At 58.5% G+C, this 20,799-nt stretch carries 19 protein-coding genes; 13 read left to right on the forward strand and 6 right to left on the reverse strand.

Annotation, left to right across the window (positions count from 1 at the left end):
* Window positions 1–166: 166 nt before the first annotated feature.
* The 9 genes from AUC61_RS24520 (at window position 167) to AUC61_RS24560 (ending at window position 7,896) form a co-directional block, all read left to right on the forward strand.
* The gene (locus AUC61_RS24520) at window positions 167–1,516 is read left to right on the forward strand and encodes an MFS transporter (RefSeq protein WP_243248841.1); all 1,350 of its coding nucleotides are present in this window, start codon (window positions 167–169) and stop codon (window positions 1,514–1,516) included.
* 107 nt (window positions 1,517–1,623) lie between these two features.
* Window positions 1,624–2,322 carry a fumarylacetoacetate hydrolase family protein gene (locus tag AUC61_RS24525; protein ID WP_243248843.1) on the forward strand — a complete coding sequence of 233 codons (699 nt, stop codon included), beginning with the start codon at window positions 1,624–1,626 and terminating at the stop codon, window positions 2,320–2,322.
* Between the two features lie 192 nt (window positions 2,323–2,514).
* Window positions 2,515–3,279 (forward strand): SDR family oxidoreductase, encoded by a 765-nt coding sequence (locus tag AUC61_RS24530; protein ID WP_243248844.1) that lies wholly within the window; start codon window positions 2,515–2,517, stop codon window positions 3,277–3,279.
* 31 nt (window positions 3,280–3,310) lie between these two features.
* Window positions 3,311–4,267, forward strand: coding sequence for a 2-hydroxyacid dehydrogenase (locus AUC61_RS24535; RefSeq protein ID WP_243248846.1), 957 nt, complete (start codon window positions 3,311–3,313; stop codon window positions 4,265–4,267).
* A gap of 553 nt (window positions 4,268–4,820) precedes the next feature.
* Window positions 4,821–5,138, forward strand: coding sequence for an antibiotic biosynthesis monooxygenase family protein (locus AUC61_RS24540; RefSeq protein WP_243248848.1), 318 nt, complete (start codon window positions 4,821–4,823; stop codon window positions 5,136–5,138).
* Entirely contained in the window at window positions 5,128–5,412 is a 285-nt protein-coding gene (locus tag AUC61_RS24545; RefSeq protein WP_243248850.1) for a LysR family transcriptional regulator, read from the forward strand. Before AUC61_RS24540 ends, AUC61_RS24545 begins: the two co-directional genes overlap by 11 nt.
* Window positions 5,413–5,524: 112 nt before the next feature.
* Window positions 5,525–6,418: a LysR family transcriptional regulator gene (locus tag AUC61_RS24550; RefSeq protein WP_243248852.1), complete on the forward strand. Its 894-nt coding sequence runs from the start codon at window positions 5,525–5,527 to the stop codon at window positions 6,416–6,418.
* Between the two features lie 169 nt (window positions 6,419–6,587).
* A complete protein-coding gene (locus AUC61_RS24555) occupies window positions 6,588–7,367 on the forward strand; it encodes a carboxymuconolactone decarboxylase family protein (RefSeq protein WP_243248855.1) in 780 nt (259 codons plus the stop codon).
* A 52-nt stretch (window positions 7,368–7,419) separates the two neighbouring features.
* Entirely contained in the window at window positions 7,420–7,896 is a 477-nt protein-coding gene (locus AUC61_RS24560) for a (R)-mandelonitrile lyase (RefSeq protein WP_243248857.1), read from the forward strand.
* A 282-nt stretch (window positions 7,897–8,178) separates the two neighbouring features.
* On the opposite strand, the gene AUC61_RS24565 is transcribed toward AUC61_RS24560, so the two are convergent.
* The 4 genes from AUC61_RS24565 to paoA all read right to left on the reverse strand — a co-directional run bounded on the left by AUC61_RS24565 (window position 8,179) and on the right by paoA (window position 13,216).
* Entirely contained in the window at window positions 8,179–9,171 is a 993-nt protein-coding gene (locus AUC61_RS24565; protein ID WP_243248859.1) for an aldo/keto reductase, read from the reverse strand.
* Between the two features lie 252 nt (window positions 9,172–9,423).
* Entirely contained in the window at window positions 9,424–11,622 is a 2,199-nt protein-coding gene (paoC, locus tag AUC61_RS24570; RefSeq protein WP_243248862.1) for an aldehyde oxidoreductase molybdenum-binding subunit PaoC, read from the reverse strand.
* Entirely contained in the window at window positions 11,619–12,575 is a 957-nt protein-coding gene (locus tag AUC61_RS24575; RefSeq protein ID WP_243248863.1) for an FAD binding domain-containing protein, read from the reverse strand. The genes paoC and AUC61_RS24575 overlap by 4 nt, the downstream gene beginning before the upstream one ends.
* Window positions 12,572–13,216, reverse strand: coding sequence for an aldehyde dehydrogenase iron-sulfur subunit PaoA (gene paoA / locus AUC61_RS24580; RefSeq protein ID WP_279291177.1), 645 nt, complete (start codon window positions 13,214–13,216; stop codon window positions 12,572–12,574). The genes AUC61_RS24575 and paoA overlap by 4 nt, the downstream gene beginning before the upstream one ends.
* A 462-nt stretch (window positions 13,217–13,678) precedes the next feature.
* Here paoA and AUC61_RS24585 point away from each other — a divergent pair, with 462 nt between their 5' ends.
* Both AUC61_RS24585 and AUC61_RS24590 read left to right on the forward strand, forming a co-directional pair.
* A complete protein-coding gene (locus AUC61_RS24585) occupies window positions 13,679–14,572 on the forward strand; it encodes a LysR family transcriptional regulator (protein ID WP_243248865.1) in 894 nt (297 codons plus the stop codon).
* 99 nt (window positions 14,573–14,671) lie between these two features.
* Complete coding sequence (locus AUC61_RS24590; protein ID WP_243248867.1) at window positions 14,672–15,697, forward strand: aldo/keto reductase; 1,026 nt, start codon at window positions 14,672–14,674, stop codon at window positions 15,695–15,697.
* A 427-nt stretch (window positions 15,698–16,124) separates the two neighbouring features.
* Here the strand turns inward: AUC61_RS24590 and AUC61_RS24595 are convergent, their stop codons facing one another.
* Window positions 16,125–17,249: a DSD1 family PLP-dependent enzyme gene (locus tag AUC61_RS24595; protein ID WP_243248869.1), complete on the reverse strand. Its 1,125-nt coding sequence runs from the start codon at window positions 17,247–17,249 to the stop codon at window positions 16,125–16,127.
* A 96-nt stretch (window positions 17,250–17,345) separates the two neighbouring features.
* Here AUC61_RS24595 and AUC61_RS24600 point away from each other — a divergent pair, with 96 nt between their 5' ends.
* The gene (locus AUC61_RS24600) at window positions 17,346–18,230 is read left to right on the forward strand and encodes a LysR family transcriptional regulator (RefSeq protein ID WP_243248871.1); all 885 of its coding nucleotides are present in this window, start codon (window positions 17,346–17,348) and stop codon (window positions 18,228–18,230) included.
* A gap of 137 nt (window positions 18,231–18,367) precedes the next feature.
* On the opposite strand, the gene AUC61_RS24605 is transcribed toward AUC61_RS24600, so the two are convergent.
* Entirely contained in the window at window positions 18,368–19,729 is a 1,362-nt protein-coding gene (locus AUC61_RS24605) for an MFS transporter (protein WP_243248873.1), read from the reverse strand.
* Between the two features lie 127 nt (window positions 19,730–19,856).
* On the opposite strand from AUC61_RS24605, the gene AUC61_RS24610 reads away from it, so the two are divergent.
* Window positions 19,857–20,750, forward strand: a complete 894-nt coding sequence (locus AUC61_RS24610) for a LysR family transcriptional regulator (protein WP_243248875.1) — start codon at window positions 19,857–19,859, stop codon at window positions 20,748–20,750.
* Window positions 20,751–20,799: the final 49 nt, after the last annotated feature.

A 20,799-nucleotide genomic window follows, 5' to 3' on the forward strand; every position in this document is an offset into this window, starting at 1 on the left:
TCCGACCCCTCTCACGGTTAACCCTGCTGCGCGCCCGATCGTGCTGATCACTCTGTACTGATCAAAAGCGCCTGAATCTGCTGGCAGTTAATTTCGCCCTGAGTCGAGGGTGATGGCTTCGCTTTGTCTGAAAACCGCTCAATCACAACAATAATGAGGCTACTTCATGTCAAGTACCCAAACCTCCCAGGCCGCAGTGGCCAGTGCCGACACGGCTCCTCAGGACGCCGTTACCTCCCAGCGGCTGCCAACGCGGCGACGCTGGTTCATGCTTTCCCTGTTGCTGATCGCGACCATCATCAACTACGTCGACCGGGTGAACATCTCCATCGCCGCGCCATTCATGGCCAAGGATCTGGGACTGGACAAGGTCGAGATGGGCCTGATCTTTTCCGCATTTGCCTGGACCTATGCATTGGCACTGGTACCGGCCGGGTTTGTCGCGGACCGATTCGGCTCGCGTATCACTTACGGGGTGTCGCTGATCAGTTGGTCGGCAGTCACCGTATGCCAGGGGCTGGCAGGGGGCTTTGCTTCGCTGTTCGGGCTGCGGCTTGCCGTGGGCGCGATGGAAGCTCCGGCATTTCCGGCCAACAGCCGTGCGGTAACGGTCTGGTTCCCGGCCCGGGAGCGGGGCCTGGCCAGCAGTATTTATGTATGTGGTCAGTACCTGGGCACGGCGCTGTTTACCGGCGTGCTGTTGTGGCTGGCGACGACTTATGACTGGCGCCATGTGTTTTACAGCACCGGTATTGTCGGCATCGTCTTTGGCGTGATCTGGTTGTTTGTCTATCGCGATCCGTTGAACTGCAAGAAAGTCAGCAAGGAAGAACTCAAGTACATCGAAGACGGCGGCGGGCTGGTCAAAAGCAGCAAGGAGCGCACCCGATTCAACTGGCGGCAGATTGCCGAGCTGTTTCGCTATCGGCAAATATGGGCGATTTGCATTGGCAAGTTCGCTAGCACTTCAGCGCTGTATTTCTTCCTGACCTGGTTCCCGACGTACCTGATCGAAGAACGCCATCTGACCATGATCAAAGTGGGCATCTTCGCCGTGCTGCCGTTCATTGGCGCCACTGTAGGGATTTTGCTCGCGGGCATCGTTTCCGACCTGTTGATTCGCCGTGGCTACTCCATGTCGTTCGCGCGCAAGTTGCCGCTGGTGGTGGGCTCGATGCTGGGCATGTCGATCGTGCTGGTCAATTTCACTGATTCCAACGTGCTGTGCATCGCTGTGCTGACCACCGCATTTTTTGCGCAGGGCATTGCTTCGGCGTCCTGGGCAGCGGTTTCGGAAGTGGCGCCAAAAGAGCTGATCGGCCTGACCGGCGGCGTTACCAGCCTTGCGGCGAATATTGGCGGGATCGTCACGCCGATCGTGATTGGCGGCATCGTTCACGCCACCGGCTCCTTCGCGATGGCCTTCTGGTTCATCGGCGGCGTAGCGCTGATAGGCACCTTGTCGTACTCGCTGCTGCTGGGCCGCCTGTATCGCATCGAATTGCAGACCCGCTAAGAGAAATACCCCTGATTAATCCAGAACGAAGCCGCTTTCGTCCAACTTTGCAGCGGTTCAGCGTCGTAGGCTGAACGCTCTGGATAGGACGTTGCACGAGGACAACAATGAATAACTACGTATTTACGCCTGCCACTCTGACCACCTTGCCCGTCGAAGGCAGCACGGCCCGGTTCCCGGTCGGTCGCGTGTTTTGCCTGGGGCGCAATTACCCGTGGGGTGATGCAACCGGCCAGCAGCGTGAAGCCCCGGTGTTCTTCATGAAGCCCGCCAGTTCGGTAATCGATGCCCTTGGCGAAATCGCCTTTCCGCCACTGACGGAGGAGTTCTGCCATGAAATTGAACTGGTGGTGGCGATCGGCGAGGGCGGTTCGAACATTTCCGAAGACAACGCGCTGGAGCACGTCTGGGGCTACGCGGCCGGGCTGGACCTGACCCGCCGTGACCTGCAGAAAGTCGCCAAGGTCGCCGGAATGCCTTGGGATGGCGCCAAGGCATTTGATGGGTCGGCACCCATTACCACGATCATGCCGGTGAGTCAGATTGGCCATCCGGGCGAAGGTGCCGTGTGGCTCGCAGTGAATGGCGAAGAGCGTCAGCGCTCAACACTGGAAAACCAGATCTGGTCGGTGCGTGAGGTGATCAGTCGCTTGTCCCAATCCATCACGCTCAGGTCAGGCGACCTGATCATGACCGGCACGCCGCCGGGTGTGGATGCGCTCCAGCCGGGCGATGTGATCAGTGCCGGTATTGATGGGGTAGGCCAGCTTGAAGTGCGGGTCGGCCCGCGGCGAGCCGCGATTTAGGCCCACGCCAAAGATTCAGAATTGAAATGCATGTGTTTTCTGTGGGAGCGGTGCTTGCCCGCGATCAGAACACCGCAGATACCAAGTGAACCGTGTACAGCCTTATCGCAGGCAAGCACCGCTCCCACAGGGGGCTGTGTTTGCAGCGCGACAGCGTGAACCCACACAGAATTCGAAACAAGGAGAACAACAATGTCCAATAACACTTCCTCCAGAATCGCCCTGGTCACCGGTGCCGGCAGTGGTGTCGGTCAGGCCGTTGCCCGGACTCTGCTCGCCGAAGGTTACAAGGTCGTGGTGGTGGGGCGTCGTCTCGAACCGCTGCAAGCCCTGGTCGACGAAGCTCATGCACAAGGTCGCGAAGCGCTGGCGGTGTCGGTTGATGTGCGTGATCCGGCCAGCATTGATGCAATGTTCGCCACGGTCGAAGAGGTCTATGGTCGTCTGGACGTGATCTTCAACAATGCCGGGATCAACGCCCCAGCTGTGCCGATGGATGAGCTGCCGGTTGAGAAATGGCTGGATGTGATCAACACCAACCTGACCGGTGTGTTTCTGTGCTCGCGAGGGGCGTTTGCCCTGATGCGTCGGCAGCAGCCGCAAGGTGGACGAATCATTAACAACGGTTCGATTTCCGCGCATACGCCGCGGCCGTTCACGGCGCCGTATACCGCCAGCAAACACGCTGTATTGGGGCTTACCAAGTCCCTCGCGCTGGATGGTCGTGAGTTCAATATCGCCTGCAGCCAGATCGATATCGGCAACGCGCTGACCGAGCTGTCGGTGCGCATGACCAAAGGCGTGCGCCAGGCCAATGGCGAAATCGCCGTGGAGCCCATGGTCGACGTCAAGCACATCGCCGACGCCGTGGCGTACATGGCCAGCCTGCCGTTGTCTGCCAACGTACTGAACATGACCGTCATGGCCACCAACATGCCCTTCGTCGGTCGCGGCTGAAACCCGTCTTGTCATCTTTTCAGAGGTTCTCATGAAGCCAGAAGTCCTGTTGCTCAGCCCCATCCTGATTCCCCATATTCGTGCGCAGCTTGATGAGCTCTTCACGGTCTGGCCCTACCATTTGCAGACCGACAAAGCGGCGTATCTGAAGGAGCACGGCGCTAATATTCGCGGGGTGATTACCGGTGGGCACACCGGGATTACCCACGCGGTGATGGAGCAGTTGCCCAAGCTGGAAGTGATCGCCGTCAATGGCGTTGGCACTGACGCGGTGGACCTGGCCTATGCCCGGGATCGCGGGATTCATGTCACCGCCACGATTGGCGCGCTGACTGAAGACGTTGCCGACCTGGCCATCGGCCTGTTGATCTCAGCCTGTCGTGGTTTGTGCACCGGCGACCGCTATGTGCGCGCCGGTGAGTGGGCGAAAAGTGCGACGCCATTGGTACCGTTGCCGCTGGCGCGGCAGGTCAGTGGCATGCGCATCGGTATTGTCGGCATGGGTCGGGTAGGGCGCGCTGTCGCCGTGCGTGCTGCGGCGTTTGGCTGTCCGATCAGTTACACCGACCTGCAACCCATGAGCGATGTCAGCCATACGTTTGTCGCGGACCTCACCGAGTTGGCCCGTGACAGTGATGCGCTGATTCTCGCGGCCGCCGCCGACAAGGCTGAAGGGATCATCAATGCGCAGGTTCTGCAGGCACTGGGCAGTGACGGTTATCTGATCAATGTGGCACGCGGCAAACTGGTCAATGAACCTGACTTGATCGCTGCACTGGAAGCCGGACAAATCGCCGGTGCCGGGCTGGATGTGTTTGTCGATGAACCGAACGTGCCCGAGACATTGTTTGCCCGGGAACAGGTGGTGCTGCAACCGCACCGGGCCAGCGCCACGGTGCAGACTCGCACGCGCATGGCCGAAATGGTGGTCTCCAGTCTGGTCGACACCTTCGCCGGAAAGAAACCGCAGCGCTGTGTGACGGGCTGAGGCTAGCAGCGATCCTGCTTTCCTGTAGGAGCCGAGCTTGCTCGCGATAAGGCTGGACGCAATTCACTTTAGATCGCATGAACCTCATGGCGAGCAAGCTCGGCTCCCACAACCAGATTTTCGCGAAGAGAGCGGTGCCAGCCCGGCCGACGCCTGAAAAGGAGGACCATGAATCATTGCAGAATGTATCCCGTCCGCTAAAAACGGTCATTTGCTGACAACGACTCAGGTGCCTGATACAGGCACCACACCACCGTATCTCCAAGGCCCTCACTTTTTGTGATCCGGCCTCACCTGTTTTTTACGCGGGCTTTGCTACAGCTCTTACTCCCCAAGGGCTGTAGCTTTTTTTATATCGTCTGACCCATACCGTTTTATCTTCCTCATAACTGATTCCCCGCTGGCAAAACCTGACTGGAAATGTCCTCTCCTGCAACGATGGCTCATGCATTGATGAATCAGGCTCATGAGGCTAATTAGATTTAGCCCTATAGTCGCGACTCAGCCTGCTGGTTAAGTTCCAACCGCAGACATCAGCGGGCAGGCAGAAATCATGACCATAGCAGCCGTCAATACCCTGGAAATCCGTATCAACCCAGAGGCTGACCCACAACTTGAACCGCAACTGCGAAGCTGTACAGCGCGTATTGAAAACATGCCGGGTTGCCTCGGCTATTCGCTGATACGCAGTACGGGCGAGGACGGCTTGTGGATCCTCAGTGGTTACTGGTCAAGCAGCGAAGCCATGACGGCGCATTTTTCAAGTGAGCCAATGACGGAGATTGTCAGCGCGTTAATTGAGTCCTGCGCACACCTGACCTTTAGCCGCCTCGCGCCGGTATTGGCCGAGGCACAGAGCGATGGAGTTTGACGAGAGCCTGTTCCGCAATATCGACCTCAACAGCCTGTTCACACTGTTGCTGATCTATCGCGAGCAGGGCGTCAGCAAAACAGCCGAGCTGCTGCATGTGAAGCAGCCTGCGGTGAGTAATACCCTGGCCAAATTACGCTGCCACTTTCATGACCCGCTGTTTGTTCGTCATGCCCATGGTGTGAAGCCGACAGCCAAGGCCACCGAAATTATTCAGCATCTGGAAGCAGGCTTTCAGGATATTCAAAACGCGCTACTGATCGCTGCCAGGTGACCTGTTTTTCGAACCTTGGGCGCGCCCGGCAGGGTGTAACGATTGCAGATGCTTTAATTGAACGGACATGCCGGTTTGGGCATTCCAGACGCATCAGAAGACGGATACAAGCATGCAGCAGGAAAACTTCAACGATCTTTTTGCCTTTGCCGCAGTGGCGACTGATCGCAGTTTTACCAAGGCTGCCGCCAAACTGGGCGTCAGTCCATCGGCCCTGAGCCACACCATTCGCAACCTCGAAGCGCGGCTCGGTTTGCGTTTATTGACCCGGACCACGCGCAGTGTTTCGCCCACTGAGGTCGGGGAGCGGCTCCTGCGCACCGTCAAACCGCGCTTCGATGAAATCACGTCCGAACTGGCCGTATTGAGCGATCAACGTGAAGCGCCAGCGGGCACTATTCGTATTACCGCCAGCGAACACGTGGCGATATCCATTATTGGCCCGGCGTTGCAGAAACTGTTGCCGCAGTACCCGGACATCAATGTCGAGATCAATGTCGATTCGGGCCTGACCAATATCGTCGCCGAGCGTTTTGACATTGGCGTCCGGCTGGGCGAAAGAGTCGCCAAGGACATGATCGCGGTGCGAATCAGTCCGGATTTACGCTGGGTAGTCGTGGCTTCACCTGCCTATTTCGCCAGAAATCCGCGGCCCGAAGTCCCGCAGGATCTGACCAGCCATAACTGCATCAATATTCGCTTTCCGACCCATGGCGAGCTGTTTGTCTGGGATTTTGAGAAGGACGGTCGCGAGGTCAAGGTCCGGGTCGAGGGGCAACTGACCTTCAACAGCATCGTCATGCGTATGGACGCGGTACTCGCCGGGCTGGGCGTTGCCTATTTACCGGAGGACCGGGTGGCTTCATACATTGAAGACGGACAACTGATCGCGGTGCTGGATGACTGGTGTCAGCCGTGTCCGGGCTATCACCTTTATTACCCGAATCGCCGTCATGCCTCTCTGGCGTTTTCTCTGGTGGTCGATGCCTTGCGTTACCAACCCTGAAGGCATTGGTGAATTCCCCTCATGGCTGCATGCGGGTGCGCCCCATAGTCGTTGCCAGTGCAGTGGTTTAACGTCTCGGACGTCGTTGAATCGTCAGGCGTGATCCTGACCTTGAGTACCTTCATTTACATCGGCATCTCATTCAAAGTCATCATTAAAAGGCCCATGCATGAAGCTATTAGCAACCGCGTTCGCCACTCTGTTCTTTGCCACTGCTTCTGATGGCAGTGAGTCAAAAGCCAGGCCCGACCCCAAGCCTTCCCCCGATGTGCTTGAAGTCACCCCTCAGCTTTATCAATACACCACTGACCTGTTATTCGGTGAAGTCTGGAAGCGCGAGGCGTTATCCCCGCGTGACCGCAGCCTGATTACCCTGTCGGCGCTGGTTGCCGGGGGGCAGACCGCGCAGATGACCGGGCACGTGAAACTCGGGCTGGATAACGGCCTCAAGGCCAGTGAGATCAGCGCGCTGATCACTCATCTGGCGTTCTACTCCGGTTGGCCAAATGCGATGTCGGCGGTGGGCGTGGCGAAGCAGGTCTTTGACGAGCGCGGCATTCCCGCAGACCAGATCGTGCCGCCTGCCACCGAACCGCTCACGCTTGATCCGGCCATTGAAGCCAGACGCAAGGCAGCTGTTGCTGCGGCGACGGCGGACGTGGCCCCGGAGTTGGGACGTTTCACTGACGACGTGTTGTTTGCTGATCTGTGGCGCCAGACCAGCCTGACAGCGCGTGATCGCAGCCTCGTCACTGTCGCGGCATTGATCACCCAGGGGCAGGCAGCCCAATTGCCGTTTCATCTCAATCGCGCCATGGATAACGGACTGACCCGTGGGCAGGCGTCTGAAGTGGTGACGCATCTGGCGTTCTATGCCGGTTGGCCGAAGGCGATGTCGGCTGTGCCGGTCTTGAAGGACGTGTTCGCGTCTCGCGCTACCCAAGGTTGATCAATGTGAGGGCATGTCCAGACATGCCCGGCCATATCCCGTGAGGTTCATCATGAAGAAACTGGCAGCAACTGCGTTATCACTGTCCCTGTTTGCTTTTGAATCCCATGCCGAAAGCATGTTGCCGGTGACGGTTACGCCCAATGGCTCGCAACCCTCGGTGAAGGGGCCAGCGGATTACTTTACCGGGACGGTGCGGGTCGATGCGCCCTTCAAAGGTACTGAGCCTGCACGTGTCAGTGGTGCCACCGTCACTTTCGAACCCGGTGCCCGTTCTGCCTGGCACACCCATCCACTGGGGCAGACGTTAATCGTCACCGCAGGGTCCGGGCTGGTGCAGGAGTCTGGCAAGGCCGTACAGACCATCAAGGCTGGCGACACGGTGTGGATTCCGCCAGGCGTCAAGCATTGGCACGGGGCAACGGCTACGACGGGCATGACTCACATTGCCATTGCCGAGGCACAGGACGGCAAGGTGGTGAACTGGCTGGAGCAAGTCAGTGATCAGGAGTATGCCGCTTCACGCTGATTCGGGGGCAACGCCATCGGCGTCACGACAGTTACCAAGGCCACCTCGGTTCTACTCCGTTGAGGGGTGGCCTTTTTTATTTTCAGGTGCCACACCGCTGTCGCGCAGCAAACATTTGACCTGTAGGAGTGAACTTGTTCGCGAGGCGGTCTTCCTGTGCCTGCAGGCGTATCGCTTCGCCAACAAGTTAGCTCCTACAAGGTCTGTGTTCCATATCCATTAATGAAGTGATGTTTGATGACAGCCGCAATCCTTCAGGACCGGCCGGGCGTTTTGATCGGTTCAACGCCCGGTCATGTCCAGCGCCGCTTGCGGCAGGCGCGCACCTTGGGGCTGGATCTTTGCTGCGGCGTCTTCGATGGCGGCCAGGTCCGCCGGGCTTAATTCGAGGGTCACGGCGCCGAGGTTTTCTTCCAGGCGATGCAGCTTGGTGGTCCCCGGAATCGGCACAATCCACGGCTTGCGAGTCAGCAGCCAGGCCAGTGCGATTTGCGCAGGTGTCACGCTTTTCTCATCCGCCACACTGCGCAGCAGATCAACCAGACCCTGATTGGCTTTACGCATTTCTGCCGTGAAGCGCGGGACATGGTTGCGGAAGTCGCTGCTGTCGAATTGCGTGGTTTCATCAATCTGGCCGGTCAAAAAACCTGCGCCCAAAGGACTGAACGGCACAAAGCCGATGTTCAGTTCTTCCAGCGTCGGCAGCAATTCCAGCTCGGGCTCACGCCACCATAACGAGTACTCGCTTTGCACAGCGGTGACCGGATGCACGGCATGGGCGCGGCGGACGGTTTGCACGCTGGCTTCGGACAAACCGTAGTGCCTGACCTTGCCCGCAGCGATCAAGTCGGTGATTGCCCCGACGACGTCTTCGATGGGTACAGCCGGGTCCACCCGGTGTTGGTAGAACAAATCGATGGTGTCGACCTTCAAGCGCTTGAGTGACGCTTCAGCCACGGCTTTGATGTGTGCAGGGCGGCTGTTCAGTCCGCTGCCACGCACGCCAGTCTGCGGGTCGATATCGAAGCCGAATTTGGTTGCGATCACCACCTGGCCTTTGAACGGTGCAAGCGCCTCGCCAAGCAGCTCTTCATTGACCCAGGGGCCATAGGCTTCGGCAGTGTCGAAAAAATTCACACCGCGCTCGATGGCGGCGTGCATCAGGGTGATCATTTGCTGCTTGTCGGCTTCAGGGCCGTAAGCGGAGCTCATGCCCATGCAACCCAGACCCATCGCCGAAACGTCGAGTGCATTACCCAGTGTTCTCATTTTCATTCTGTTCTCCATAGCGATGCCTTTGAATACAGGCTACAGAGCAGGGCAGTGTTAGAGAATGCGGGTTAATCCAAGTACGGTTGTGAGGTGGGTTCAGTAATGCGGAATGGCAGTTTTAATCAAACAAACGCGATTGTCTGACTTAAAACCCGATTCCCTGTAAGAGCTGCCGCAGGCTGCGATGACGGCGTGCAAGGACGGATGCCTTCGCAGCCTTCGGCAGCTCCTACAGAGAAAGGGGCATCCTTTCGCTTAAATCATTTCCGGCAACGACTTCAGGACTTTATCCAGGGTGATGGGATATTCCCGCACCCGTGCGCCCGTCGCGTTGTAGATCGCGTTGGCGATCGCCGCGCTGACCCCGCACAGTCCGAGTTCGCCCACGCCTTTGGCTTTCATCGGGGAAGACACCGGATCGGTTTCGTCGAGGAAAATCACTTCCTGCTCGGGAATGTCGGCGTGTACCGGCACTTCATAGCCCGCCAGGTCGTGGTTGACGAAAAAGCCCAGTCGTTTGTCCACGGCCAACTCTTCCATCAGCGCTGCACCAACGCCCATGGTCATCGCCCCGATGACCTGGCTGCGTGCCGATGTCGGGTTGAGGATACGACCTGCCGCGCAGACCGCCAGCATGCGTCTGACGCGGGTTTCACCGGTGGCCATGTTCACCGCGACTTCGACGAAGTGTGCACCGAAGGTCGATTGCTGATACTTCTTGGCCAGCTCGGCAAACTCGATGGAGTCCTCTGCGACCAGGTCGCCATTACGAGCGGCCTGACCCAGCGGCACGCTGCGCCCGGCGAATTGCACCTGACCGTCGCTGAACACTGCATCGTCAGCGTTGTAGCCCAGACGTCTGGTCACCGCTTCGCGCAGCTTCACGCACGCGGCATAAACCCCTGCGGTCGAACAGTTGGCGCCGAACTGGCCACCGGATCCGGCAGACACCGGGAAGTCCGAATCGCCCAGTTTGACCACCACATCATCCAGGGTCACGCCCATCATTTCCGCCGCCGTCTGGGCAATGATGGTATAGCTGCCCGTACCGATATCGGTCATGTCGGTTTCCACCATGACCTTGCCATTACTGCTCAAACGAACCCTGGCTCCGGATTTGAGCAGCAGGTTGTTGCGATAAGCGCAGCCCACGCCCATACCGATCAGCCAGTTGCCCTCGCGTTGCATGCCCGGGCGTGGATGGCGCTTGTTCCAGCCGAAACGTTCGGCACCGGTCTGCAGACACTGGACCAGGCTGCGTTGCGAAAACGGTCGTTGCGGGTTGCCGGGGTCGACCTGTGTGTCGTTGATGATCCGGAACTGGATGGGGTCCAGGCCGAGCTTCTCTGCCATCTCGTCCATGGCGATTTCCAGGGCCATTAACCCTGGCGTTTCACCCGGTGCGCGCATGGCGTTGCCTTCCGGCAAATCCAGCGTGGCCAGGCGCATGGCGGTCATTCGGTTGTCACCGGCGTACAGAAACTGGGTCGGCTGCACGGCGTTCTCCACGCCACCGCCAGCGAGATCACCGGACCAGCCTTCATGGGCAATGGCGGTGATTTTGCCGTCTTGGCTGGCACCGATGCGGATGCGCTGGACAGTGGCCGGTCGATGCGTGGTGTTATTGATGATCTGCGGGCGTGCCAAAGCTACTTTTACCGGGCGGCCACATTGCTTCGATCCGAGTGCTGCAAGAATGGCGTCAGACCTGATAAACAGTTTGCCGCCGAAACCTCCGCCGATATAGGGCGACACCAGACGCACATTTTCTTTGGCCAGCCCTAGGGTGGTGGCAACGTCGCCGACACTCCAGGCGATCATCTGATTGGACGTCCAGAGGATCAGCTTTTCACCTTCCCAGGTCGCCATGGAACTGTGCGGCTCCATGGCCGCATGAGACTGGTCCGGCGTGGTGTAAGTCGCATCGAACTGCACGGGCGCTGAACTGAAGGCTCCGGCAAAGTCACCGCGTGCGGTATCCGGCGCTTCGCCCTCCGGTTTTACGGCGGCATTCAAGTCATGACCCAAATCGTATTGGCCGTTGCTGCGCAGGTATTCGACTTGCACCAATTGCGCAGCGGCACGCGCTTCCTCGAAAGACTCGGCTACCACCAGCGCGATGGCCTGATGGTAATGCTGGATTTCAGGCCCGCCGAGCAGCTTTGCCGTGTTGTATTTACCTTTGCCCAGTTTTCCCGCGCTGGCGGCCGTGACGATCCCCAGTACGCCGGGCGCTGCGTTTGCAGCCTCCAGGTTCATGGAGCCGATGCGCCCCTTGGCGATCGCTGAAGTCACGACGTAGCCGTAGGCCTGATTCGGTACCGTGTCGTGATGCTCGTAGGCGTAGGGTGCCTGCCCGGTGGTTTTCAGCTTGCCGTCGATGCGTGGTGTGGCCTTGCCGACGACTTTAAGCTGGTCGATGGGGTTGGTGGTGGCCGGGGTATCGAATCTCATGAGGCGGCCCTCGCTTGCGCCATGACCGAAGCCAGCGTGCGCTCGGCGAGCGTCACTTTGAATTCGTTCTCATGGGTTGGCGTCGCGCCATGCAGCAGCTTTGCGGTGACCGCTTTTGCACCCTCAGGCATCAGCGCGTCTGCTTCTTCAACCCTCCATGGCTTGTGCGCGACGCCGCCCAATGCGACCCGGCCTTTGCCATTGCTTTGAATCACGGCAGCCACCGAGATCAGCGCAAACGCATAAGAAGCCCGGTCGCGGACTTTCTGGTAGAGGTGGGTGCCGCCAATGGGCGCAGGCAGCGTGACAGCAGTGATCAGCTCGTTGGCCGCAAGAGACGTTTCGATGTTGGGGGTCGTGCCTGGCAGGCGATGGAAGTCGGCAATCGGGATGACCCGGGTGGTGCCGTCAGGGCGAACGGTTTCCACTTGAGCATCCAGGACGCGCATCGCAATCGCCATATCGCTCGGGTGCGTGGCGATACAGGCGCTGCTGACACCGATAATCCCCAGTTGCCGAGTGACGCCGCCAATGGCTGCACAGCCACTGCCCGGATGGCGCTTGTTACAGGCCTGATTAGTGTCGTAGAAGTAGGGGCAGCGGGTGCGCTGCAGTAAATTCCCGGCAGTGGTCGCGGCGTTGCGCAGTTGCCCGGAAGCACCCGCCAGCAGCGCGCGTGACAACACTCCGTAATCTTTGCGTACTCGTGGGTCTGCGGCCAGGTCGGTGTTGCGCACCAGCGCTCCGATGCGCAGCCCGCCTTCAGGCGTCGCTTCAATGCGATCCAGCGCAAGATCATTCACGTCGATCAGGTGCAGCGGGGTTTCGATTTCCAGCTTCATCAGATCCAGCAGGTTAGTGCCACCCGCAATGAATTTGGAGCCTTCGGTCTGTGCGGAGTGTGCTGCCGCTTCAGCCGGGGATTGGGCGCGTACATAGGTGAAGGGTCTCATGCAGTCACCTCCGCGACTTCGCTGATGGCAGCGATGATGTTGGAGTAGGCACCACAGCGGCAGATATTGCCGCTCATGCGTTCCTGGAATTCACTGGCGATCAGTTGCGGTCGATCTGTCAGGCTCTGACTGACATGGCTCGGAATGCCCTGACGGATTTCGTCGAGCACTGCGACGGCCGAGCAGATCTGCCCCGGCGTGCAATAGCCGCACTGGAAACCGTCATGTTTGATAAACGCGGCTTGCATTGCATGCAGTTTGTCCGGGGTCCCCAGACCTTCGACCGTAGTGACTTTCGAACCTTGCTGCATCACTGCCAGGGTCAGGCATGAGTTAATCCGTTTGCCATTGACGATCACGGTGCAGGCGCCGCATTGACCGTGGTCGCAGCCTTTCTTGGTGCCCGTCAGGTGCAAGTGCTCGCGCAAGGTATCGAGCAAGGTCGTGCGGGTGTCCAGCTCCAGTTGCCGAGGTACGCCGTTCACCTCAAGGGCAACCGCTGCCCGCACCGGGCGCGCCATCTGGTTTGCCGCGGAGGCGAGTGCGGAAATGAACGGGGGGAGCGCTACGGTACTGGCGGTCACTGCACCCACGATCAGGAATTTGCGTCTGGTTATTTTCATCAGGTCACGGTCGTCCATTGTTTTGTTCCCGTTTTGATGGGGAAGGGCTGCGAATTCAGCGTTAGCCATGGCAGCGGCACCTGTTTCGGTGCCTTCAGTAAAAGTGGCTTGCGTCGGGCGTCTCTGCGTCCGTTGTTGCAGCCCGATCGGGGCTGGCCGGTTTCAGCGGGATCCAGATTACGACTCGCGACTGTTGCCAAAAGTTTGAGCCAATCGCTCACTTGCTGTTATGAATTGCTTTCATGAATCCAGGCCGGATCAGAGTCTGGAGGTGACGGTAGTGCCCTGACGGTCCACGGACTATGCACGCAGAGCGCAATACACACCTGAGCCCGGCTCATCAATGTACGTCGGGCCTTTAAAACCGGGTGTTTCGTGCTGTTACCAAGGGGCGTGTTTCGATACATTTTGAAAACAAACAGCGTGGAGTATTAAGCGCCGAGTGGTTTAATCGCCCCACTTTATGAAGAGGGCTCATGAATGGCGCGGGATGGTTACAACGATTTACTGGCGTTCATCGCCGTGGCGCGGGAAAGAAGCTTTACGCGAGCCGCCGCTCAGCTTGGGGTTTCGCAATCGGCGTTGAGCCATACCATCCGCTCATTGGAAACCCGTCTGGGCGTGAGGTTATTGACGCGCACCACTCGCAGTGTGTCGCCGACCGAGGCTGGCGAGAGGCTGTTCGAAAGCCTTGCGCCGCGTTTCGAAGAGATCGACGCGGATCTGGATGAGGTCATTGGCCTGAGTGACAAGCCGCGAGGCACCATTCGTATCACGGCAACCGATCACACCGCGAGCACGGTGCTCTGGCCAAGGCTGAAAAAAATCCTCCCGGAGTACCCCGATCTCAAAATCGAAATCGTGACTGACTATGGCCTGACCGACATCGTCGCTCAGCGTTATGACATCGGCGTGCGCTTGGGCGATCAGGTTGCCAAGGACATGATTGCCGTGCGCATCGCGCCGGACATGCGCATGGCTATCGTCGGCGCGCCGTCCTACCTTGAGCACCGCGCGGCACCGCTAAAACCCGAAGACCTGCATCAACATAACTGCATCAACCTGAGGCTGCCGACCCATGGCGGTTGTTATGCCTGGGAGTTGGCCAACGGCAAAAACGAGCTGCAGATTCGAGTGGACGGGCAGCTTACATTCAACGGGGTTTACCAGATTCTTCAGGCCGCACTTGATGGCGGCGGGCTAGCCTACATTCCGCAGGAACTGGCGCAGCCGCATGTCGATGCAGGTCGCCTGAACTGGGTACTGGAGGAATGGTTCCCGACTTTTCCGGGCCTTCACCTGTTCTACGCAAGCCGCCGTCAATCATCACGCGCATTGGCGCTGGTGGTGGATGCACTGCGGTTGAATACATGAGCCTGGTTCATAAGTGCATCTTGATTTCTGGTCTTACTCAATAATTCGCAGGTCCTTAGGATGGGTTGAACGTTTATTCAGCCATTTCGAGAGGACTTTATGGACCACCGTTATCTGGGTCGCAGCGCTCTGAAAGTATCGCCCTTGTGCCTGGGCGCCATGATGTTTGGCGGCGAAACGGATGAGCCCACCTCACGGCGAATCATTGATAAGGCCTTCGAGCAAGGCGTGAATTTCCTCGATACCGCCGACGCCTATCATGCCGGTCGATCCGAAGAGGTCGTCGGTCGAGCCATCGCGGCGCAACGCGATAACTGGGTGCTTGCCACCAAGTTCGGTTACCCGACTCCCGATCATCAGGGGCCGAACCAGCAGGGGCAGTCGCGCAAGTGGATCATGCAAGCGGTAGAGGCGAGTCTGAAGCGACTGGGCACGGACTACATCGACGTCCTGTACTTCCACCGTGCGCTGACGGATGCGCCGATGGAAGAGGGGATTCGCGCAGTCGGCGATCTGATTCGGCAGGGCAAGATCCGTTACTACGGGGTCTCCAACTTTCATGGGTGGCGCATTGCGGAAGTGGTGCGCATCGCCGATCAATTGGGCATTGAACGTCCGGTGGCGAGTGAGCCGTTGTATAACATCGTTGATCGCAGCGCTGAGGTTGAGCAACTAGCGGCGGCTGAGCAATACGGTCTGGGTGTCGTGTCTTACAGCCCGCTGGCTCGCGGTGTGTTGAGTGGCAAGTACGGGGTGGATGCAGCAGTGCCCGCGGACTCCCGCGCCGGGCGTGGCGACAAGCGTCTGCAGCAGACCGAATGGCGCCCTGAGTCACTGAAAATCGCCCGGACGATTTCCGAACATGCGGCTGAGCGCGGCACGACGTCCATTGCATTCGCGCTTGCCTGGGTATTGAAGAACAGGCTGGTCAGCGCTGCGATTGCCGGGCCACGTACCGAGGCGCAGTGGGACGCGTACCTGGATGCGCTGAGCCTCGAATTGGGGCCTGACGATGAGAAGTTGGTGGATAGCCTGGTAGTGCCGGGGCATACGTCGACTCACGGGTATACCGATCCGGGGTATCCGGTGCAGGGACGTAAGACTAAAGCCGACCTGATTGTTTGAACTTGCCGGGCTGCTGTAGGAGCTGCCGAAGGCTGCGAAGCGGTCTGTCAGAAGACGGATTCGTTGGCAGTGATAACGTCTCGCGAACAAGTTCGCTCCTACCCAGACTGTGTGAAAACTACTGCAGGCTGGGCAACTTCGTCGCTACGCGCGCAATACTGCGTTAAAAACAGGCGAAAAATGCTCATTTAGAACACAAGAGTCGGACGCGACCCCGGCCGTTTTTCGCCTGTTTTGATTCGCTTTGCTCACCCTCCGGGCCAGCCTGCGGCTGTTACTCGCTCCGCTCGTTGCGCCTTGTCTTGCCGTCGCTCGCTACGTTTTCACAGAGTCTGTACCGGTCCGGGGTGTTACCGCAGTATTCGCTTTGCTTTTGATCTAAGGCGATAGCGAATTCCGGCCGACGTGGTTTAACGCTGAACACCTATCACCACCCATACAACCGCCCCCAAACCTGCACCTGACCCTCGGCATCAACCGCCTGATACTCCGGGAACTGCGCGCCTGTCGCGCACGCGTGGTTGGGAAGGATGCGCAGGCGGCTGCCGATCGGATAGCGTTCGGTAATGTCGGCTACCGAGTTGCTGATTACCCCGTGCTCCTGATTGGCACCTTCGAATACGGCCCCCTCAATCCATTCACCGGCTTCGGTGCAAACCTGTCCATAACCGAAGTCACGTTTCTGCTTCAGGGTTCCGCGATCCCGGCTCATCGCCATCCAGCCTGCATCGGTAATGATCCAGCCTTTTTCCACCTGATGGCCAATCACAGTAGTGAATACGCTCAGGGCCAGTTCATCAGGCTGACAAACGCCGACGTTGAGCATCACCAGATCAAAAAATACATAAACCCCCGCGCGTACTTCCGTCACACCTTCAAGGCTGGCGGCTGACAGTGCTGTGGGCGTCGAGCCGACGCTCACTTCAGCGCAGGGCAATCCTTCAGCACGTATTCTTTCTGCTCCCCGCACACAGGCCAGACGCTCCTGTTCAGCCATGGCCTGCAATGCTTGCGGGTCATCGAGTTCGTAGCTTGACCCGGCATGGGTCATGACGCCGCGTAATTGCATGCCGCCCTCGTGCAGGTTTTGCGCGACTTGCAGCAGGGTCGGGTCGTCGACTTTCAAGCCGGAGCGATGACCGTCGCTGTCGATTTCGATCCAGACCTCGAAGCAATGGCCATGCGCTTTGCCAAAGCTGACGATTGCGTGGGCGCCAACCAGGCTGTCGGTCACGATACTCAGGCGACAACCTTTGATCCGCAGGTCCAGCGCTTGCTGCAGTTTCCCCGGCGCCATTGCCACCCCGTAAAGAATGTCGTCGATGCCATGGGCAAAACAATGGGCAGCTTCTTTCAAGGTCGAAACGGTGATGCCATGGGCGCCAGCCGAACGCTGGGCGTCGATGACCGCCAGGCATTTGCTGGTTTTGACATGGGGGCGCAGTCGAACGCCAAACGTGTCCATGCGCTGCTGCATACGCTGGATGTTGCGATGCATGCGCGGTAAGTCGATAACGGCGGCGGGAGTGTCCAGGGTTTGAAAGGTCGGCATGGTCTTGGCTCTTGATGGCGGTGCATGCTGGTAATCTACTTCGCTGACGTAAGTCTGTGATTAAATGCCATTGCATTTATCATTAAGTTGAATTGAATGATTGCCATCGAAGATTTGCGTCTGGCGGTGACCCTTGCCCGTTCTGAATCCCTCAGTGCTGCGGCCCGAAGCCTGAATGTCTCTCCACCTGCGTTGTCCATGCGCTTGCGCAAGCTGGAAGGGCTACTGGGTATCAGCCTCGCAAACCGTACTGCACGGCAGCTGAGCCTGACAGCCGAAGGTGAGCGCTTTGCACGGCAAAGCGCACTGCTACTGGAACAGTTGGAAGCGCTGCCTGAAGACTTCAAACAGTCCGATGATCAACTGCGGGGCACGCTGAGGCTGGCAGCACCGTTTGGTTATGGTCGGTTGCGTATCGCGCCATTGTTAGCCCGTTTCGCCAAATTACATCCGCAGCTGAAGGTCCACCTGGATTTGCGCGAAACGCCCTGGCCGGATCGTTACGACTGCGACGCGGTAATTCATATCGGTGGCTTCAGTGACAGTTCGTGGGTAGCACGTACTCTCGCGGCCAACCAGCGCTGGCTGTGCGCGAGCCCGGCCTACCTCGAGCAGCATGGAACGCCCGAATCACCCGAAGATTTATTACGCCATCGCTGTATCTGTATTCGCGAAAACGAAGAAGACGTCACCCTGTGGCAACTGCGCAAACAGTCAGTGCGGCGCACACTGCGTATCGAGCCAGCGATGCTCAGCAATGACGGCAGCGTCGCAAGGCGTTGGGCGGAGCAGGACCTGGGGCTGGTTTTGCGCTCTCAATGGGATGTCAACGACGCATTGGCGAGCGGGGCGCTGGTGCGGGTCTTGCCAGAGTGGGAATTCGACAGCGCGCCCATCAGCCTGCTGGTCCGCTCCCGGAAAAACCGTACAGCGCGTTTGCAGGCGTTGGTGGCGTTTCTTGAAGAGTCGTTGAGTGATTAATCTGGAGTGACTTATGTGGGAGCCGGGCTTGCCCGCGATAAGGTCGGATGCGGTTCACTTTAGATCGCGTCACGCCTTATCGCGGGCAAGCCCGGCTCCCACATGAAACTGCATTCCAATCAGAAGGTTTTGGGATTTCAAACCGCATCTTTCTCTGCAATCACCACCCGTTCAAACCGACCCGCCAGCAAGCCGTAGGACAGAATGCCCAGCACGCCATGTGCCGCGACAAACCACAGGGCAATATTGAACGAGCCGGTCACCGCAACGATGTAGCCAATCACCAGCGGGGTGATGATCCCGGCGATGTTGCCGATGCCGTTGAACACGCCTCCGCTGAGGCCGACCATGTTTTTCGGTGCGGTATCGGACAGCACTGCCCAGCCGACCGCTGCCAGACCTTTGCCGAAGAACGCGATGGCCATGACGGTGATGACCATCCAGTTGGCGTCGAGGAAGTTGGCCGAGACCAGGATCGTCGACATGGCCATGCCGATGATAAACGGGGTCTTGCGTGCGATTGACGGATGTACGCCGCGACGAATCAGCAAGTCCGAGAGCATGCCGCCCAGAACACCACCGGAGAAACCGCAGATGGCGGGAAGTGCTGCCACCCAGCCGGCTTCCATGATGGTCATGCCGCGTCCCTTGATCAGGTAGATCGGGAACCAGGTGATGAAGAAGTAGGTGAGAGCGGTAATGCAGTACTGACCCAGATAGATCGACCACAAGGTACGGCTGGTGAACAGCTGCTTGATTTCGCTGAGTTTGGCCTTGGGTTTCTTCGTCGTGCGGGTTAACTCCAGGTCCACCAGTGCGCCGCCCTCGCGCATGTATTCCAGCTCCCGAGGGCTGAGGTTCTTGTCGCTGTGCGGTTCGCGGTAGACAGCAAACCACACCACGCTCAGCAGCAGACCCAGGCCACCCATCCACAGGAATACGTGTTCCCAACCCCAGGCATGGGTCAGCCAGGCCATCAACGGGGTGAACAGCACGACTGCCATGTATTGAGCCGAGTTGAACAATGCCGATGCCGTGCCGCGTTCACTAGTCGGGAACCAGCAGGAAACAATACGGTTATTGGCCGGGAAGGCGGGCGATTCAACCAGACCTAGCATAAAGCGCATGGCGAACAGGCTGATGGCTGCTGAAGCTCCCATCAGGCCAAACCAGCCGACTGTACCTTGCAACATGGTAAATACCGACCACAACACCAGGCTGCATCCATAGACGCGACGAGCACCGAAGCGGTCGAGCAACCAGCCGCCTGGAACCTGGCCCAAGGCATAAGCCCACGCAAATGCGGAAAAGATCACGCCGAGCATCATCGGATCCAGTCCCAGGTCCTTGACTACCCCGGTGCCCGCGATCGACATAGTGGCGCGGTCGGCGTAGTTGATCACGGTAACAATGAAGATCAGGGCAAGAATCAGAAAGCGGTGGCGACCAACCCGGGCTTGCGCCTCGACCTGATCCAGGGGGATGGATTTCGAAAGCATAGGGCGTCTCCTGTAGGGACGTTTTATTTTTGTTAAAAGATATGACGGAATCTTTCCCTGATAGTAGGAGTGTTGGTGGATATACGTCTAACATAGATGCTGGATAGGTTGATGCGGATTTTGAATCGTGGAATTACATCAGTTGCGATGTTTTGTGGCCGCCGCAGAGGAGCTGCACTTCGGGCGGGCCGCCACCCGGCTGCATATGACGCAACCACCGCTGAGCCGTCAGATTCAGCTACTCGAGCGTTCGTTGGGCATCGTGTTGCTTGAACGCAACAACCGCGGTGTCAAGCTGACGGCCGCAGGACGAGGGTTTCTGCGTGATGCGCGGCACATCCTCGCGTTCTCCGAGCAGGCGGGAAATTCCGCCCGGCGTCTGGCCTCTGGTGAGGTGGGCAGGCTGACACTGGGTTTCACCGGCGTCAGTGCCTACAGCCTGGTGCCGCAGTTGTTGGCCAAGGCTGCAATTGAGATGCCCGAAGTCGAGTTTGTCCTTAAAGAGATGGTCTCCGATGCCCAGCTGGACGCGTTGTCAGCGAACCTGATCGACATCGGCCTGGTGCGCCAGGTCAGAGAGCGTGAGGTATTCGCCGCGCAACTGGTGTATCGGGAGCCGTTACTGGTGGTCTTGCCTGCCGACCATCCGATGACAGCGCAGGCGTCCATTGCTGTGGCTGACCTGCATCTTCAGCCGTTTGTGATGTATGCCCCGGATGAAGGGCGTTACTTTTACGATTGCATCGTCGGGTTGTTTGCCATGAGCGGCGTGACTCCGCATTACACCTACCACCTGGGCCAGACCCACACCATTGTCAGCATGGTTCAGGCAGGACTGGGGTTGTCGATTGTTCCGGCTTCCGCGCAGCAGTTGCACAGTGGCGCAGTAGCCTTTCGGCCTTTGCGCGACGCGAGTCTGAATGCTGATCTGCACATGATCTCCCGCAACGATAACGAAAATCCGGTGCTGCCCGCGTTCAGAGACTTGCTCAGCAAGGAGTTTGAAAATAATCGTCCCTGAAAAAACCGCCAGTCGATCCGGTCACGATGGCAAAGTCAGGCCAAGCCTC

Source organism: Pseudomonas maioricensis (assembly GCF_022790535.1).
Taxonomy (GTDB): Bacteria; Pseudomonadota; Gammaproteobacteria; order Pseudomonadales; family Pseudomonadaceae; genus Aquipseudomonas; species Aquipseudomonas maioricensis.